Raw genomic sequence first — 15,729 nt, 5'->3', positions numbered from 1 at the left:
ACGCACCGGCGGCTGTGGATGACGCGCTCGAGCGCCTGACGGAGTGGGCCAGAGTCAGCGCCATGCCGAGCCCAGGCCCCGTTCCCGTCGTGAGGTTCGTGACTGCGCGTGGTGGTCTGGCCCGGCGAGCGGAGCTGACGCCGCAGTTCACGGGCCGACAGATCGCGGCCGCCGTCGGCAGCGGACTCCTCGTGCGCGACGCTCCCGGCCACTACGCGCTCCCGACGGCGGACGCGGCCCGCCGTGCCGTGCGCCGGGTCAACGGGGTGGCAGTCGGTCGGAGCGCCGCGGCGATGTGGCGTCTCCCGCTCAAGACCCAGCCGACGCGGCCGGAGGTCGCAGTGCCACGGGGTCGACGCGTCCGCCCCGAGGACCAGCACGTGTGCCAGGTGCACTGGCGCACGCTGGAGCCCGAGGACGTGCACCGCGGGGAGGTGACGACGCCGCTGCGCACCGTCGTCGACTGCGCCAGGACGTTGCCCTTCGACGAGGCCCTGGCGGTGGCCGACTCGGCTCTGCGCAGCGGGCGCGTCGGCCGTGACCAGCTCGTCGCGGCAGCCCAGGCCGTTCCTCGTTCGGGTCGCGCGGCCGCTCTTCGCGTGGCGCGGGAGGCCGACGGCCGTGCGGCCAACCCGTTCGAGTCGGTGCTCCGGGCGATCTCGCTCGACGTGCCCGGTCTGCGCCTCGTCCCACAGGCCCCCGTGGTCAGTGCCGGGCGGGTCATCCACCCGGACCTCAGCGACGCCTCCCTGCGCATCGTCGTCGAGGGGGACAGCCACGAGTTCCACACCAACCGGCGCCAGATCGACATCGACTGCGAGCGCTACGACGAGCTGACCCTCGACGGATGGCTGGTTCTGCGGTTCTCGCACCACCAGGCGATGGCCCGGCAGGACTGGGTGCGCGCCACCATGGCTCGAGCGCCGGCGTCGAGGATGACGACCACCATCCCCGGTCTCGCCCCAGGTCCTGCACCGCCGCGTCGCACTGGGTGAATGGTGGTCGTCATCCTGAACGTCGGCGAGGTGCGAGCGGGGTGCCGTGGGAGGCAAGGGGCTCAGGAGGCGTCGTGGACGAGTGCGCCGCCGATGCGGGTCTGCAGCACCCGGGTGTCGCGGATCGCGGCGGGGTCGGAGTGCTCGAGCTCCCACGGGTCGCGGTCGAGGCAGACGAGGTCCGCGAGCTGCCCGGGCGCAAGCTGCCCGACGTCGGTGCGCCCGACGGCAGCGTGCGCCGCGACGGTGAAGGCGTGCACCGCCTCGTCGAGGGTCACGCGCTCCTCCGGCCGCCATCCGCCCCGCGGACGCCCGTCGGCCCGCTGGCGGGTGACGGCGGCGTGCAGGCCCCAGAACGGGTTCGGGTCCTCGACGGGCGCGTCCGACCCGAAGGCGACGGCCACCCCGGCGTCGAGGAAGGTGCGCCAGGCGTACGACGCGAGCCGGCGCGGTCCGATGATGGCGTCCGCGAGCTCGAGGTCGGCCGTGCAGTGGCTCGGCTGCATCGAGGCCACGACGCCGAGGGTCCGGAAACGAGGCACGTCGACGGGCCGGACGTGCTGGGCGTGCTCGACCCGCAGCAGGGCCCGGGCGCCCGCGACGCCGGAGGCACGGACCGCCTCGAAGCAGTCGAGGACGAGCCGGTTCGCCTCGTCGCCGATGGCGTGGGTCGCGACGTCGAGACCCGAGCGCACCGCGAGCAGCGTCCGCTCGAGGAGCACGTCGTACGGCATGGCGGCCATGCCACAGCCCTCGTGGCCGAGGAACGGCTCGGTCATGTGCGCGGTGTGCGAGCCGAGCGCGCCGTCGCTGAAGAACTTCACCGGACCGACGCGGAACACGTCGTCGCCCTGGCCCGAGCGGCGGCCCTGCTCGACGGCGGCCTCGAGGTCGCCGTCACGCGTGCACTTGGTGACGCGGATCCGCAGCGCACCGTCCGCGCGCATGGCGGCGTAGGCGTCGCGGGCGGGCTCGCCGTCGATGTCGGTGATGCTCGTCAGCCCGACCGACAGCAGCCGCTGCTGGCACCGTTCGAGCCAGGGGCGCAGCGGCCCCTCGTCGTGGTCGAGCGCGAGGAGCAGCTCCTGCGCCTTCTCGCGCAGGATGCCGGTGGGTTCGCCGTCGGCGTCGCGGTCGATCTCGCCACCGACGGGGTCGGGGGTGTCTCGGGTGATCCCGGCGGCCCGGAGCGTCGCGGTGTTGGCCCAGAGGGTGTGGCCGTCGACGCTGGCGAGGGCGGCGAGGCGGTCGCCGGTGACGCGGTCGAGCGCGTGCCGGTCCGGCTGGACGGGGACGTCCCAGACGTTGTGGTTCCAGCGGCCGCTGTGCAGGGCGGCGCCGGGCGGCAGCGTGGCCGCTTGGGCCGCGACCCGCGAGAGCGCCTCGGCGAGCGACGTGGCGTCGCGAAGGTCGACCGACGCCATGTCCCGCGAGAGCCACTCGGTGTGCACGTGGGCGTCGTGCAGTCCGGGCATGACGACGACGCCGGGCAGGTCGACGACCTCGCACGAGGCGCCCGCCCCCGCCTCGCGGGCGTCTGCGCCGGCGGCGACGACGCGCCCGTCCTCGACGAGGAGGGCGTCGGTCCACGGGGTCGTCCCCGCGGGCGCGACACCGGTCCAGATGCGGTCGTGCCGGAGGAGGACGCGGCTCACCGGCCGGGCACCAGGACGAGCTTGCCCGTGGTCCGCCGCCCCTCGAGGGCCTCGTAGGCGTCGGCGACCTCCGCGAACGGGTAGCGCCCGCCGACCTCGAGCCGCAGCGACCCGTCGGCGATGGCGCCGAGCACCTCGCCGGCCCGCCACTCGTACTCCTCGCGCGTGGCCACGTAGTGCCCGAGCATCGGGCGGGTGAGGAACAGCGACCCGCCGGCGTTGAGCCGCTGGATGTCGAACGGCGGCACCTGGCCGCTCGCGCCGCCGAAGAGGACCATCATCCCGCGGGGGCGCAGGGACGCGAGCGACGCGTCGAAGGTGGCCTTTCCGACGCCGTCGTACACGACGTCGACGCCGCGGCCTGCGGCCTCGCGCACGGCGGCGGCGAGGTCCTCGGGCGCAGAGAACCGGGAATAGTTGATGACGTGCTGGGCGCCGAGGTCGCGCGCGATCCGGAGCTTCTCGTCGGTGCCGGCCGTGGCGACGACCGTGCCGCCGCGGGCGACGACCAGCTGGACGAGCAGCTGCCCGACGCCGCCGGCGGCCGCGTGCACGAGCGCGACGTCGCCCTCGGAGACGGCGTACGTGCTCGTGACGAGGTAGTGCGCGGTGATGCCCTGGAGCATCGCCGCGGCGGCCACCTCGAGGTCGACGCCCTCGGGGACCCGCACGAGCGCGGAGGCGGGCTTGTTGACGAGCGTCGACTCGCTGCCGGCCGACTGGCACCAGGCGACGCGGTCGCCTACGGCGACGGCGTCGACGCCCGGGCCCAGCGCGACGACGGTGCCCGCGCCCTCGTCCCCGAGGACGAACGGCGTCGGTACCGGGTAGACGCCCTGCCGCTTGTAGACGTCGATGAAGTTGACGCCCGCGGCGGCGACCTCGACCTGCACCTCGCCGGCGCCCGGCTGCGGCACGTCGTGCTCGCGCAGCTCGAGGACGCTGCGGTCGCCCGGTTCGGTGACGAAGACGCTCGTGGCAGTGGTCATGTCCGTCACCCTACGACCGGGCAGCGGCCCCGGCGGAGGCGAGGCGTCCGAGCGCGTCCCCGTCGACGCGGAAGGTCGTCCAGTCCTCGAGAGGCCGCGCGCCGTGGGAGCGGTAGAAGGCGATCGAGGGTTCGTTCCAGTCCAGGACGGCCCACTCCAGACGCGTCCAGCCCCGCTCGACGCACGTGGCCGCCAGGCCGGACAGCAGCGCGGTGCCGATGCCGCCGCCGCGCGTGGCGGGGTCGACGAACAGGTCCTCCAGCCAGATGCCCGGCTGGCCGGTCCACGTCGAGAACGTCGTGAACCACAGCGCCATGCCGACGACCCGGCCGTCCTGCTCGGCCACGTGCGCGAAGGCCACGGGCGCGGCGTCGGCGGGGAAGAGCGCCCGGGTGAACTGCTCGGTCGTCGCCACCGCGGCATCGGGCTCCTTCTCGTAGGCGGCGAGGGCCCGGACGAGCCGGATGAGGTCGGGCACGTCGGCGGGGGTGGCGGGGCGCGTCGCGAAGTCGGTCACGCGGCCCATCCTGCGCCATCGCGCGTGCGCCCGGACAGCGCCGCCCGCGCCGCCGGACCGGCCCGACGGACGCTGTGGGCGCGGAGACGTAGGCTTGGCCCCATCATGAGCACGCTCTTCGACGACCTCCCCATGCCCGGATTCGAGCGCGGCGGGGCCGGTGCCGCAGCGCGGACCGGGCGCGCCGGCGAGGTCACCGAGGTCACCGAGCGCGGCGTGCCGACCTGGGCCGAGGCCGCCGCCCGGGCCGGCATCGCCACCCCCGGTGGCGCGCCCGCTCACGTCGACACCGAGGCGCTGCTGCACGGCCTCAACCCGCAGCAGCGTGAGGCCGTCGTCCACGAGGGTGCGCCGCTGCTCATCGTCGCCGGTGCCGGTTCGGGCAAGACGCGGGTGCTGACCCACCGCATCGCGTGGCTGCTCGGCGAGCGCGCCGTCCAGCCGGGTCAGGTCCTCGCCATCACCTTCACGAACAAGGCCGCGGCCGAGATGCGTGAGCGCGTCGAGGCCATCGTCGGTCCGCGGGCGCGCGCCATGTGGGTCATGACCTTCCACTCCGCGTGCGTCCGCATCCTGCGCCGCGAGGCTGCGAAGGTCGGCATGCGATCGACGTTCTCGATCTACGACGCCGCCGACAGCCAGCGCCTCATGGGGCTGGTGATCCGCGACCTCGACCTCGACCCGAAGCGCTACCAGCCGCGCAGCTTCTCGGCCCAGGTGAGCAACCTCAAGAACGAGCTCGTCGACGAGGAGTCGTACGCGGCGCAGGTGGCCGAGGGCAACCACTACGACCGCACGGTGTCGCAGGCCTACACCCAGTACCAGCGTCGGCTCCGGCAGGCCAACGCGCTCGACTTCGACGACATCATCATGATGACCGTCAACATCCTGCAGGCCTTCCCCGACGTCGCCGAGTACTACCGCCGCCGGTTCCGGCACGTGCTCGTCGACGAGTACCAGGACACCAACCAGGCGCAGTACCAGCTGATCCGCGAGCTCGTCGGCGAGGTCAAGGGACCCGAGGGCTCGTGGAGCGTGCCCCCGGCCGAGCTGTGCGTCGTCGGCGACTCCGACCAGTCGATCTACGCCTTCCGGGGCGCGACGATCCGCAACATCCTCGAGTTCGAGAAGGACTACCCGGACGCGCGCACCATCCTCCTCGAGCAGAACTACCGCTCGACGCAGCGCATCCTGCGCGCCGCCAACGCCGTCATCGCCCGCAACGAGGGTCGGCGGGCGAAGAACCTGTGGACCGACTCCGGCGACGGCGCGATGATCGTCGGCTACGTCGCCGACAACGAGCACGACGAGGCGGCCTTCGTCGCCAAGCAGATCGACGACCTCGCCGACGCGGGGGTTCGCCCGGGCGACGTCGCCGTGTTCTACCGGACCAACGCGCAGAGCCGGGCCATCGAGGAGGTCCTCGTGCGAACCGGCCTGCCGTACAAGGTCGTCGGCGGAACCCGGTTCTACGAGCGGCGCGAGATCAAGGACGCCCTCGCCTACCTGCGCGTCGTGTCCAACCCGACCGACACGGTCAACCTGCGCCGCATCCTCAACGTGCCCAAGCGCGGCATCGGCGACCGCGCGGAGGCGTGCGTCGCGGCCCTCGCCGAGCGCGAGCGCGTCCCGTTCGTCGCGGCCCTCGGTCGCGCCGAGGACGCTCCGGGCATCGCCACCCGTTCGGTCGCGGCGATCAAGGGCTTCACCGAGATGCTCGAGCAGCTGCGCCTCGTCTACGAGAGCGGCGGCGGCATCGCCACGCTCCTCGAGGCGGTCCTCGACCAGAGCGGGTACCTGGCCGAGCTGCGCGCGAGCCACGACCCCCAGGACGAGACCCGCGTCGAGAACCTCGCCGAGCTCGTCGCCGTCGCCCAGGAGTACGACGAGCGCCGGGCCCGCGACTCGGCCGAGGCGGACGCCACGGGGGCACCTGCGTCGACGCCGGGGCAGCCCGACGCCGAGCCCGAGGACGTCGCGCCCGCGGGTGCGCTGGAGGAGTTCCTCGAGCAGGTCTCGCTCGTCGCCGACGCCGACGAGATCCCCGACGAGCCGGAGGCGCAGGCCCAGGGCGTCGTCACCCTCATGACGCTGCACACGGCCAAGGGCCTGGAGTTCCCCGTGGTCTTCCTCACCGGGATGGAGGACGGCACCTTCCCGCACCTGCGCGCCCTCGGCGACCCGAAGGAGCTCGAGGAGGAGCGCCGGCTCGCCTACGTCGGCATCACCCGGGCGCGCGAGCGGCTCTACCTGACGCGGGCCGCCGTGCGGTCGGCGTGGGGGGCGCCCCAGTACAACCCGCCGTCGCGCTTCCTCGACGAGATCCCCGGTGACCTGCTCGACTGGCAGCGGCTCGGGCCCTCGTTCAGCGGCGCCCGTGGTGCGGACCGCCCCGCGGTCGCGACGCTCGCGGCCCGGCCCGGAGTCCGCAGCCCCGGCAAGCGACCGGTCATCTCGCTCAACGCCGGCGACCGGGTCAGCCACGACGCGTTCGGCCTCGGCACCGTCGTGCGGGTCGAGGGCGAGGGCGACAAGTCCATGGCCCACGTCGACTTCGGCACCGACACCGGCACCAAGCGTCTGCTGCTGCGCTACGCGCCGCTCGTCAAGCTCTGAGGAACGCCGGGCTCGAGGGGCGAACCCGCCGGATCCGCGACGAGGCCTGCCCCGCCCGGGTGGGCCTCGTCGCGCGTCGCCGTGGTGCCCGGCCCGGGCGCGGTGGGCTGGATCAGCGGCTCAGGTGTGGCTCGGCGTCTCCCGAGCTCTGCCGGGGTTGCTCGGGGTTGCTCGGGGTTCTTCGGGGTTCCTCGGGGTCTGCAGAGGACCCCGGGGTGTCAGAGGTAGACGCCGTGGTCAGCGAGCCAGGTGCGCGGGGCCACGGCCGCCCCGTCGCCCGGGTGGATCTCCAGGTGCACGTGGGGGCCGGTGGAGTTGCCCGTGGAGCCGCTGTAGGAGACGAGCTGGCCCGGCTCGACCTCGTCGCCGACGGCGACGACGAGGCGGCTGTTGTGGGCCATCCAGGACACGGTGCCGTCCCAGTAGCGGATCTTGACCATGTAGCCGTAGCCCTCAGTGGACCAGCCCGAGAAGACGACGGTGCCGCTCGAGAGGGCGTGGACCGGGGTGCCGGTGGGGACCGCGAGGTCCTGGGCCGGGTGCATCTTGCCCCAGCGCCAGCCGAAGCCGGAGGTCAGCGTGTAGCCCGCGACGGGGACCACCCAGCGGTGGGCGCGGGCGACGGCCCGGGCCTTGGCGGCCTCCGCCGCCTTGCGTGCTGCGGCGGCCCTGGCCTGCGTTCGGGCGCGCGCCGCGGCGGCGGCCTGGTCGGCGGCGTCCTGGGCGTCGGCCGCGGCCTGTTCGGCGGAGGTCGTCGCGCTGGCGATGAGGGCGCTCGCGTCGCGTGCCATGTCGCGCGAGGAGCGGGCGCCCGCGCGTCCCGCGGCGGCCGCGGCCACGGCGTCCGGGTCGGCGGCGAGACCGAGTCCGGCCACGGAGTTCGACACGTTCTTCATCGCGGCGGCCTCTGGGCTCAGCTCCTGGGCGCCGGCCTGCCGGATGACCAGGCCCCCGGCGACGGTCGAGGACAGGATCGCGACGGGCACGACGAGCTGTCGACCCCGGGACGACGTCGAGGGTGGCCGGTGCCGGCCGACGTAACTGCTGGTGGTGGGCACGAAGAGCTGACCTATCGGGATCCGGTTGCGGGCGCTCAGCGTAACGTGACCATTTCGTGATGTACAAAACGGTCTGAAGCGCGGAGCAGCCCGACGTCGCGGTGGAGGGTACGCGACTGGCCCGACCCTAGGGCATCCGCGGCGCCCGTGGCGGTTTCGCACCGCGCGGGTTCGGCGCCCCGAACGCGTCGTCGGCGGCCGGCACCCGCCGGGTGCGCAGCGGGCTGACGCCGGGCGTCAGCGTCGCGCCCGTCGCGTCGAGGTGCGCCAGCGCCGTGGAGATGCCGTGCACGACGCTGCTCGTGATCGGGATGCTCATGTGGCCGACGCCGTGCAGGGCGATGTTGTGCACGTTGAGGTCGGGGTGGTGCAGGGCCGCGTTGCGCTGGGGCACGACCACCTGGTCGAGGTCGGACCAGTAGGCGATGAACCGGGTCTGGCACTCCGGGACCGGGCGCGCCAGCTCGGCGAGGAGCCGGCTGCCGGGGCGCAGCTGACGGGTCAGGCCGTTGTCCCACACGTAGGCCAGGTAGCTGCCTCGGTGCGGGGTCCCGAGCGTGACGAGGGTGTGCACGTGCGCGTCCCCGCCCAGACGCGTCACGTAGTAGCGGGCGATGAGCCCGCCCATCGAGTGGCCGATGACGTGGATGCGCTCGTACCCGGTCTCCTCGACGATCCGCTCGACCTCGGCGCCGAGGTCGGCGGCGGCGGCGCGGACGTCACCGGTGAACATGGAGTAGTTGATGGCATCGATCCGTCCGAAGCCGCGGCGCGCGAGCCCCCGGCGCAGGACGGTGAAGATCGAGCGGTTGTCGACCATGCCGTGCACGAGCAGGATCGGGGTGCCGGCCGCCTCGACGTCGCTCACGATGAGTCCCCGCTGGCTCGGTGGCAGGTGCCCGACGCGGTAGCCGTCGCGACGGTCCGACGCCCGGGGGCCGAGGTGCCCGAGCGGCCACAGCGCCAGGTGCAGGCCGATCCAGGTGGCCTCGAGCGCCGCCCCGGCCAGACCGGTCGGCGTCAGGAGGGCAGCGGCGACGTCCCCGGCCGCGGAGAGGGCGCTCGAGGCGCCACCTGTCCGTCGGGCCGGGGCGGACTCGAGCCGCGACGTCGTCGTCACGCGTGCAGAGGCGCCCACGACGGTGACGTTACCCCGGGTAATGGGCGATGGCTCACTTTCGTGCTGCGGCCTCGGCGGGTCTGGTTAGAGTGCGGCCCATGAGCGAGACCCCCGGCGCCGTGACCTCCGACGTCATCCGAGTGGTCGTGGCCAAGCCGGGCCTCGACGGGCACGACCGCGGCGCCAAGGTGGTCGCCCGGGCCCTGCGCGACGCCGGCATGGAGGTCATCTACACCGGGCTGCACCAGACGCCCGAGCAGATCGTCGAGGCGGCCATCCAGGAGGACGCCGACGTCGTCGGCCTGTCGGTGCTCTCCGGTGCCCACCTGACGCTCTTCGCCCGGGTCGTCGAGCTGCTGCGCGAGCGCGACGCGAGCGACATCGTCGTCTTCGGCGGCGGGATCATCCCGGACGACGACATCCCCGAGCTCGAGCGGCTCGGCGTCGCCAAGGTGTTCACGCCCGGCGCGACGACGCACGAGATCGTCGACTGGGTGCACGCCAACGTCCACCCCGCCTGACGCGCCCGCCTCCGCCTCCCGCCGGGACCCCGCCTCCCCCTTCGCCCGATGGTTCGCGCGCTGCTGAACGAAGCGCGCGAAACCTGGTTTCAGCGCGCAAAATCTGGCGCGCCGAACCCCGGATCGCGCGCTCGTGTCGATCCACACCCGGGTGACGGCCCTCGGCGTCGTCCACAGGCTCACACGATGCCGCGGCTCTGGTGCAGGCAGCACGGCACCGTGAGGGCATGGACCTGCTCGACATCGCCCATCGCGGCGTCTTCAAGGCGGCCGACGCCCTCGGGGCCGGCATCGACGGCCAACAGCTGACCCGGCTCCTCGCCCAGGGGGCCTGCACCCGACTCACCCACGGGTGGTACTCGCTCGGCCGGCCCCGCGACGACGTCGAACGGCATCGGCTGACTGCCTTCGCCCTCGCCACCCAGTACGCCGGCCGGGCGCTTCCGAGCCACCACACTGCGGTCCTACTCGCCGGCCTTCCCGTCCATGGGGTGGGGCTCGACGTCGTCCACCTCACGCGGCTGGAAAGCACTGGGCGCCAAGTCACCTAGGGCCAGTCGGGGCGGCGCACCGACCTCAGGCTGCATCGGTCGATGCCAGGCGTCGAGGCGGCACGGGCGGTGCGGCACGGTGACGGACCGGACCTCGTGCCGATCGAGCACGCGATCGTGGGAGCGGGGATCGTGGGGTCGCCGCTGACCGCCTTGGTGGCCGCAGACGCGGCGCTCTCACGCGGGCTCGTCACCGCGGCGGGTCTCGGCAGTGCTTTGTGCGACTTCCGTGAACGTCACGGCGTGGGGGTGGTCCGCGCCGTACTGCCGTTCGCGGACGGGCGGCACGAGTCACCGGCCGAGACCGTCACCGCCCACGTCCTACGGAGGCTCGGCTACGTCACGGAGCCCCAGTTGGCGGTCGCGACGGAGGGCAGGGTCTACCGGGCCGACCTCCGCATCGTGGGCACGCGGGTCCTGGTGGAGTTCGACGGCCGGTGAAGTATCGCGAGGGCGACGTCACGACGCTCTTCGACGAGAAGCGCCGAGAGGACGCGCTGCGCAGAGCCGGTTGGGTCGTCGTGCGTCTGGTCTGGCAGGACCTTCGGTCGGCCGACGTGGTGCGTCAGCGCATCGAGGCAGCACTCCGCCTCGCGACGCAGGTGGCCTGAGGCCACCACGGACGGTCGGAGCGCGCGACCTCCTGTCGACGCGCGTGATGTTTCCCGCGCGCCAACCACGTTTCGCGCGCTCCAGACAGAAGCGCGCGAAACGTGCGAAGTGGGCGAGGGGTGGTGGGCAGGAGTGGGGTCGGGGTGCGGCCCGCCCGGCGACCGGGTCTGGCACCGAGCGATGTGATCTATGTCCGGTCGGCCGCACCCGATGACGTCGGCACTGGTCAGGGGCACTAGAGTCCGGGGGTCAGCCTTCTTTCGGTTGCGCCCTGGCGCGAGGACCGACCGCGTGCATGCGTGGGTGGCCCGGCAGACGCCTCCTCGGCGCAGTCGAGCACCCCATCGACGACGAGGACGGACCCCACCCGTGGATCTCTTCGAGTACCAAGCCCGCGACATGTTCGAAGCGCACGGAGTACCCGTGCTCGCAGGCGCAACCGCGACGACGCCGGAGGAGGCGCGCGCGGCCGCCGAGCGGATCGGCGAGGCGTCGGGCGGCGTCACCGTCGTCAAGGCGCAGGTCAAGACCGGTGGCCGCGGCAAGGCCGGCGGCGTCAAGGTCGCCAAGAGCGCGGACGAGGCCCGGGCGCACGCGGAGCAGATCCTCGGCATGGACATCAAGGGCCACACCGTCCACAAGGTCATGGTGGCCGCCGGGGCCCGCATCGCCGAGGAGTACTACTTCTCGATCCTGCTCGACCGCGCCAACCGCAGCTACCTCGCCATGTGCTCCAAGGAGGGCGGCATGGAGATCGAGCAGCTGGCCGTCGAGCGCCCGGAGGCGCTGGCCCGCATCGAGGTCGACCCCAATGTCGGCATCGACGCGGCCAAGGCGCAGGAGATCGTCGACGCGGCCGGCTTCGACGAGGCCGACAAGGCCACGATCGCCGGCGTCGTCCAGAAGCTGTGGGAGGTCTACCGCGACGAGGACGCGACGCTCGTCGAGGTCAACCCGCTCGTCAAGACCGAGGACGGCGCCATCATCGCCCTCGACGGCAAGGTGTCCCTCGACACCAACGCCGACTTCCGCCACCCGGACCACGCGGCGCTCGAGGACAAGTCGGCCACCGACCCGCTCGAGGCCGCGGCCAAGGAGAAGGACCTCAACTACGTCAAGCTCGACGGCTCCGTCGGCATCATCGGCAACGGTGCGGGCCTCGTCATGAGCACCCTCGACGTCGTCGCCTACGCCGGCGAGGAGTTCGGCGGCCAGAAGCCGGCGAACTTCCTCGACATCGGCGGCGGTGCCAGCGCCGAGGTCATGGCCAACGGCCTGCACATCATCCTGTCCGACCCGCAGGTCAAGAGCGTGTTCGTCAACGTCTTCGGCGGCATCACCGCCTGCGACGCCGTCGCCAACGGCATCGTCGGCGCGCTCGACGCGCTCGGCGACGAGGAGAACCGCCCGCTCGTCGTGCGCCTCGACGGCAACAACGTCGAGGAGGGCCGTCGCATCCTCCAGGAGCGCAACCACCCGCTGGTGACGATCGAGCCGACGATGGACGGCGCCGCGCGCCGCGCCGCCGAGCTCGCCGCCAAGTAAGACCCGAGTCGACAGAAGAGAGAACGCGAACCATGGCCATCTTCCTCAACGCTGACTCGAAGGTCATCGTCCAGGGCATGACCGGCTCCGAGGGCATGAAGCACACGCAGCGCATGCTCAAGTCCGGCACGAACATCGTCGGCGGCGTCAACCCGCGCAAGGCCGGCACCACCGTCGACTTCGAGGGCGGCGTCAGCGTCCCCGTCTTCGGCTCGGTCGCCGACGCCGTCGCCCAGACCGGCGCCAACGTCAGCGTCATCTTCGTCCCGGCCGCCTTCACCAAGGCCGCCGCCGTCGAGGCCGTCGACGCGGAGGTGCCCCTCGTCGTCGTCATCACCGAGGGCGTCGCCGTCAAGGACACCGCCGAGTTCTACAACTACGCCAAGGCCAAGGGCACGACGCGCATCGTCGGCCCGAACTGCCCGGGCCTCATCACGCCGGGCATCAGCAACGCCGGCATCATCCCCGCCGACATCTCGGGCGGCGGCCGCATCGGCCTGGTCAGCAAGTCGGGCACGCTGACGTACCAGATGATGTACGAGCTGCGTGACTTCGGCTTCAGCTCGGCCGTCGGCATCGGTGGCGACCCGATCATCGGCACGACGCACATCGACTGCCTCGAGGCCTTCCAGAACGACCCCGACACCGACGCGATCGTCATGATCGGCGAGATCGGTGGCGACGCCGAGGAGCGCGCGGCCGCCTACATCAAGGAGCACGTGACCAAGCCCGTCGTCGGCTACGTCGCCGGCTTCACCGCACCCGAAGGCAAGACGATGGGCCACGCCGGCGCCATCGTCTCCGGCTCGTCCGGAACCGCGCAGGCCAAGAAGGAGGCCCTCGAGGCCGCCGGCGTCAAGGTCGGCAAGACGCCGAGCGAGACCGCGCAGCTGATGCGCGAGATCATGCAGGAGCTCGCCGGCTGACGGCCGCGTCGGCAACCGGCAACGTCGTGCGGGCGGTCACCCACAGGGTGGCCGCCCGTCGGCGTCCGGCCCGAGCGGGGCCCGGGTGCGGCCCGTGCGAGCTCATCCGTGCTGGGCCGAGTTCAGCAGTGTCCGGCGTGGGGGCTCGCCCGGGCGGGGACGAGCGTCGACGATGGACGCGACCGCACGCCGGCCCGTCAGGAGTGAGTTCCGTGCCCGCCTCGACCGCCACCCCGTCGTCCGCCGTCCCGGCGGCCCTGCGCGCCGGCCTGCTCGCCGCCGTGGGCACCTGGTCGGTCGTCGGCCTGCCGGCCCTCGTCGGCTGGGTCGCGGCGCCGGAGAGCTCCGTCGGGTGGTTCTCGGCGGTGTCGGTGGGCAGCGCCGTCTGGTTCCTCGGCCACGGCCAGTCGGTCGGCACGACCGGGGGCGTGACCCTGTCGGTGACGCCGCTGCTGCTCCTGCTCGTCTTCGTCCACGTCGCCTTCCGGTTCGCGCGGCGCCTCGCCGGCACCCAGCGGCTGCGCGTCGGGACCGACGCCTGGAGCCAGGTCGCACGCTGGGGTGTCCTACCCGGGTTCGTCGTCGGCTACGGCGCCGGCTCGGCGGTCTTCGCTCTGTTCACCCTCGGCGGTCCCGCGACTCCGGGCGCGGCGGCGGTCCTCGGCTCGCTGCTCGTGCCGCTCGCGGCCCTCGGGTTCGTGCTCCTGCGTCCCGACGACGAGGCTGCACCGGCGTTCGTCAAGGCCTGGTTCCGACGCGGCCCGACGTGGCTGCCGATGGTGTGGCGCTCCGGGTGGCGCGGTGTCGGCACGCTGCTCGCCGTCGGCGCGGCGCTCGTCGTGCTGCGGCTCGTCGTGGCCTGGAGCGAGGTGATGGCGGTCCAGGCCGAGTACGGCGCCAACGCGGGAGCCGCGGTCGTCCTGGGCCTGGCGCAGGTCGCGCTGCTCGGCAACGCGGCGACGTGGGCCCTGGGCTTCCTCGCCGGGCCGGGCTTCCAGCTCGCGCTCGGCTCGAGCGTCACGCCCGGCGCCGCGCAGCCGGGGCTCCTGCCGCTCGTCCCGGTCCTGGGCGCCCTGCCCCGCGCGGCCGACTACCCGGCGGCGACGTACCTCGTCCTCCTCGTGCCCGTGGCCGTCGGTGCGGTCCAGGCCCGACGCGTCGACCGGGAGCTCGAGTTCTTCGGCAACGTCCGCGCCCGGCTGTCGGCGACCGTCGTGGCGTCCCTGCTTCCGGTCGCCGTCGTCGTGGCCCTGACGGCGCTCGCCAACGGCTCGGTGGGCGTGGACCGGCTCTCTCGCGTGGGGGTCCCGCTCGCGCCGTTCGCCGGCTTCCTCGCTGCGGAGGTCCTCGCCGGGGCGCTGCTGTGGCTCGCCGGGCTGCTCGTGCGCGAGCGGCGCTCGGATGCCTCGGGCGCCCCGGGTGCCTCCGACGCGTCCGACGCGTCCGACGCGTCCGGTCGGTCGGAGGCAGGTCAGTCGGAGGCAGCGGGTCCCGATGCCGGCGGCGGAACCGCCACGAACGCGGACACCGGCACGAGCACTCACACGGACACCGACCCGGCCGGCACCGGGCGGGTCAGCCGGAGATGAACCCGAGCGGGCTCACGTCCCGGAGCTGCTCGCACTGTCCGCGCGCCACCGACGTCTGGGCGCCGGCGACGCACTCCTCGTAGCGGCTCACCGGTCCGTACATCAGGGCCTGCAGCAGCAGCGAGATGACCGGCAGGGTCAACACGGCGAGCGAGACGGCGGCCCAGACCTTCTCGCGACCCGGCCGCGGCGTCAGGAAGCGCAGCAGCCGCACGGCCAGGACCATCGCGATGACGAGCGGCAGCAGTGCGACGAACCGCTGCGGCAGCGGCAGGTACATCCCGGCGATCCCGACGAGCGCGAAGAGCGGGACGGGCAGCGAGTAGCGCGCCTTCTCGCGGGCGTAGGCGATCTCGGCCTCGCGCTGCGGGTCCCGGGGCGACTGGCTCATACGTCCCATCCTCACGCATGCCCGGGGCTGGAGCAGCACGGGCCCGGTCGGTCGTCGCGCTCCGCCGGTCGGGCTGCCGGCGCCGGGCGTCGGGAGCGGACGGTGTGCCGTCGCTAGACTCCGGGCCGTGACGACCGAGGCCTCCGCCAGCCAGCCCGTCGCGGACGGGTCGCCCGCACCACAGGGTCGCGCGACCGGGCCGGTCGACGTCGTCGTCCTCGTCTCGGGTTCCGGGACGCTGCTTCAGGCGCTCCTCGACGCCTCGCGCGACCCGGCCCTCGGCGTCCGGGTGGCCCTGGTCCTCGCTGACCGGCCGTGCGCCGGGCTCGAACGGGCCGAGCGGGCAGGTGTCCCGACGGCTCTCGTCCGTCCGGGTGACCACCCGGACCGGGCGGCCTGGGACGCCGCGCTCGCCGCCCGGATCGCCGAGGCGTCCCCGGCGTTCGCCGTCAGCGCCGGGTTCATGCGGATCCTGGGGCCCGAGGTCCTCGCCGCGGTCACCGTCGTCAACACGCACCCGGCGTTGCTGCCGAGCTTCCCCGGCGGCCACGGCGTCCGCGACGCGCTGGCCTACGGGGTCAAGGTGACGGGCACGACGTGCCACGTCCTGTCTCTTATACACATCTGACGCTGCCGACGACGGA

The 15,729-nt window shown here is 73.4% G+C and carries 15 protein-coding genes and 1 pseudogene; 10 read left to right on the top strand and 6 right to left on the bottom strand.

The genetic code is table 11. The features are described 5' to 3' along the window. The first annotated feature begins 89 nt into the window (after positions 1-89). The gene (locus tag ACPYOM_RS05740; protein WP_481345234.1) at positions 90-995 is read left to right on the top strand and encodes a DUF559 domain-containing protein; all 906 of its coding nucleotides are present in this window, start codon (positions 90-92) and stop codon (positions 993-995) included. Between the two features lie 62 nt (positions 996-1,057). Here ACPYOM_RS05740 and ACPYOM_RS05735 read toward each other — a convergent pair whose 3' ends face one another. The 3 genes from ACPYOM_RS05735 to ACPYOM_RS05725 are packed head-to-tail and all read right to left on the bottom strand — an operon-like array spanning position 1,058 to position 4,156. Continuing rightward, positions 1,058-2,650 (bottom strand): amidohydrolase, encoded by a 1,593-nt coding sequence (locus tag ACPYOM_RS05735; RefSeq protein WP_481345232.1) that lies wholly within the window; start codon positions 2,648-2,650, stop codon positions 1,058-1,060. After that, entirely contained in the window at positions 2,647-3,639 is a 993-nt protein-coding gene (locus ACPYOM_RS05730; protein WP_481343906.1) for a quinone oxidoreductase family protein, read from the bottom strand. The genes ACPYOM_RS05735 and ACPYOM_RS05730 overlap by 4 nt, the downstream gene beginning before the upstream one ends. 10 nt (positions 3,640-3,649) lie before the next feature. After that, a complete protein-coding gene (locus tag ACPYOM_RS05725; RefSeq protein WP_481345231.1) occupies positions 3,650-4,156 on the bottom strand; it encodes an N-acetyltransferase family protein in 507 nt (168 codons plus the stop codon). A gap of 105 nt (positions 4,157-4,261) precedes the next feature. On the opposite strand from ACPYOM_RS05725, the gene pcrA reads away from it, so the two are divergent. Continuing rightward, complete coding sequence (gene pcrA / locus ACPYOM_RS05720; RefSeq protein ID WP_481345230.1) at positions 4,262-6,772, top strand: DNA helicase PcrA; 2,511 nt, start codon at positions 4,262-4,264, stop codon at positions 6,770-6,772. Positions 6,773-6,990: 218 nt separating this feature from the next. Here the strand turns inward: pcrA and ACPYOM_RS05715 are convergent, their stop codons facing one another. Together ACPYOM_RS05715 and ACPYOM_RS05710 are read right to left on the bottom strand one after the other, a co-directional pair. Continuing rightward, on the bottom strand, positions 6,991-7,830 hold the full coding sequence (locus ACPYOM_RS05715; RefSeq protein ID WP_481345228.1) for a M23 family metallopeptidase: 840 nt from the start codon (positions 7,828-7,830) through the stop codon (positions 6,991-6,993). 127 nt (positions 7,831-7,957) lie between these two features. Then, positions 7,958-8,968, bottom strand: coding sequence for a lipase family alpha/beta hydrolase (locus ACPYOM_RS05710; RefSeq protein ID WP_481345226.1), 1,011 nt, complete (start codon positions 8,966-8,968; stop codon positions 7,958-7,960). A gap of 80 nt (positions 8,969-9,048) precedes the next feature. Here ACPYOM_RS05710 and icmB point away from each other — a divergent pair, with 80 nt between their 5' ends. The 7 genes from icmB to ACPYOM_RS05675 all read left to right on the top strand — a co-directional run bounded on the left by icmB (position 9,049) and on the right by ACPYOM_RS05675 (position 14,694). After that, positions 9,049-9,471 (top strand): coenzyme B12-dependent isobutyryl CoA mutase small subunit, encoded by a 423-nt coding sequence (gene icmB / locus ACPYOM_RS05705; RefSeq protein WP_481342799.1) that lies wholly within the window; start codon positions 9,049-9,051, stop codon positions 9,469-9,471. 227 nt (positions 9,472-9,698) lie between these two features. After that, on the top strand, positions 9,699-10,022 hold the full coding sequence (locus ACPYOM_RS05700) for a type IV toxin-antitoxin system AbiEi family antitoxin domain-containing protein (RefSeq protein WP_481345225.1): 324 nt from the start codon (positions 9,699-9,701) through the stop codon (positions 10,020-10,022). A 42-nt stretch (positions 10,023-10,064) separates the two neighbouring features. Next, a complete protein-coding gene (locus tag ACPYOM_RS05695; RefSeq protein ID WP_481345224.1) occupies positions 10,065-10,463 on the top strand; it encodes a hypothetical protein in 399 nt (132 codons plus the stop codon). Continuing rightward, positions 10,460-10,633 carry a hypothetical protein gene (locus tag ACPYOM_RS05690; RefSeq protein WP_481345223.1) on the top strand — a complete coding sequence of 58 codons (174 nt, stop codon included), beginning with the start codon at positions 10,460-10,462 and terminating at the stop codon, positions 10,631-10,633. The genes ACPYOM_RS05695 and ACPYOM_RS05690 overlap by 4 nt, the downstream gene beginning before the upstream one ends. 370 nt (positions 10,634-11,003) lie before the next feature. Continuing rightward, positions 11,004-12,179: an ADP-forming succinate--CoA ligase subunit beta gene (sucC, locus tag ACPYOM_RS05685; protein ID WP_481342801.1), complete on the top strand. Its 1,176-nt coding sequence runs from the start codon at positions 11,004-11,006 to the stop codon at positions 12,177-12,179. A 32-nt stretch (positions 12,180-12,211) separates the two neighbouring features. Next, positions 12,212-13,105: a succinate--CoA ligase subunit alpha gene (gene sucD / locus ACPYOM_RS05680; RefSeq protein WP_481342802.1), complete on the top strand. Its 894-nt coding sequence runs from the start codon at positions 12,212-12,214 to the stop codon at positions 13,103-13,105. Between the two features lie 212 nt (positions 13,106-13,317). After that, positions 13,318-14,694 carry a cell division protein PerM gene (locus ACPYOM_RS05675; RefSeq protein ID WP_481345222.1) on the top strand — a complete coding sequence of 459 codons (1,377 nt, stop codon included), beginning with the start codon at positions 13,318-13,320 and terminating at the stop codon, positions 14,692-14,694. Here the strand turns inward: ACPYOM_RS05675 and ACPYOM_RS05670 are convergent. After that, a complete protein-coding gene (locus ACPYOM_RS05670) occupies positions 14,681-15,085 on the bottom strand; it encodes a hypothetical protein (protein ID WP_481345221.1) in 405 nt (134 codons plus the stop codon). The two genes, ACPYOM_RS05675 and ACPYOM_RS05670, sit on opposite strands and share 14 nt — an antisense overlap. Before the next feature lie 205 nt (positions 15,086-15,290). Here ACPYOM_RS05670 and purN point away from each other — a divergent pair. Continuing rightward, positions 15,291-15,695: pseudogene (gene purN / locus ACPYOM_RS05665) on the top strand (phosphoribosylglycinamide formyltransferase); the annotation flags it as partial. Positions 15,696-15,729: the final 34 nt, after the last annotated feature.

Source organism: Monashia sp. HAY1-2A (assembly GCF_056755315.1).
This window is presented reverse-complemented; position numbering and strand designations above follow the sequence as displayed.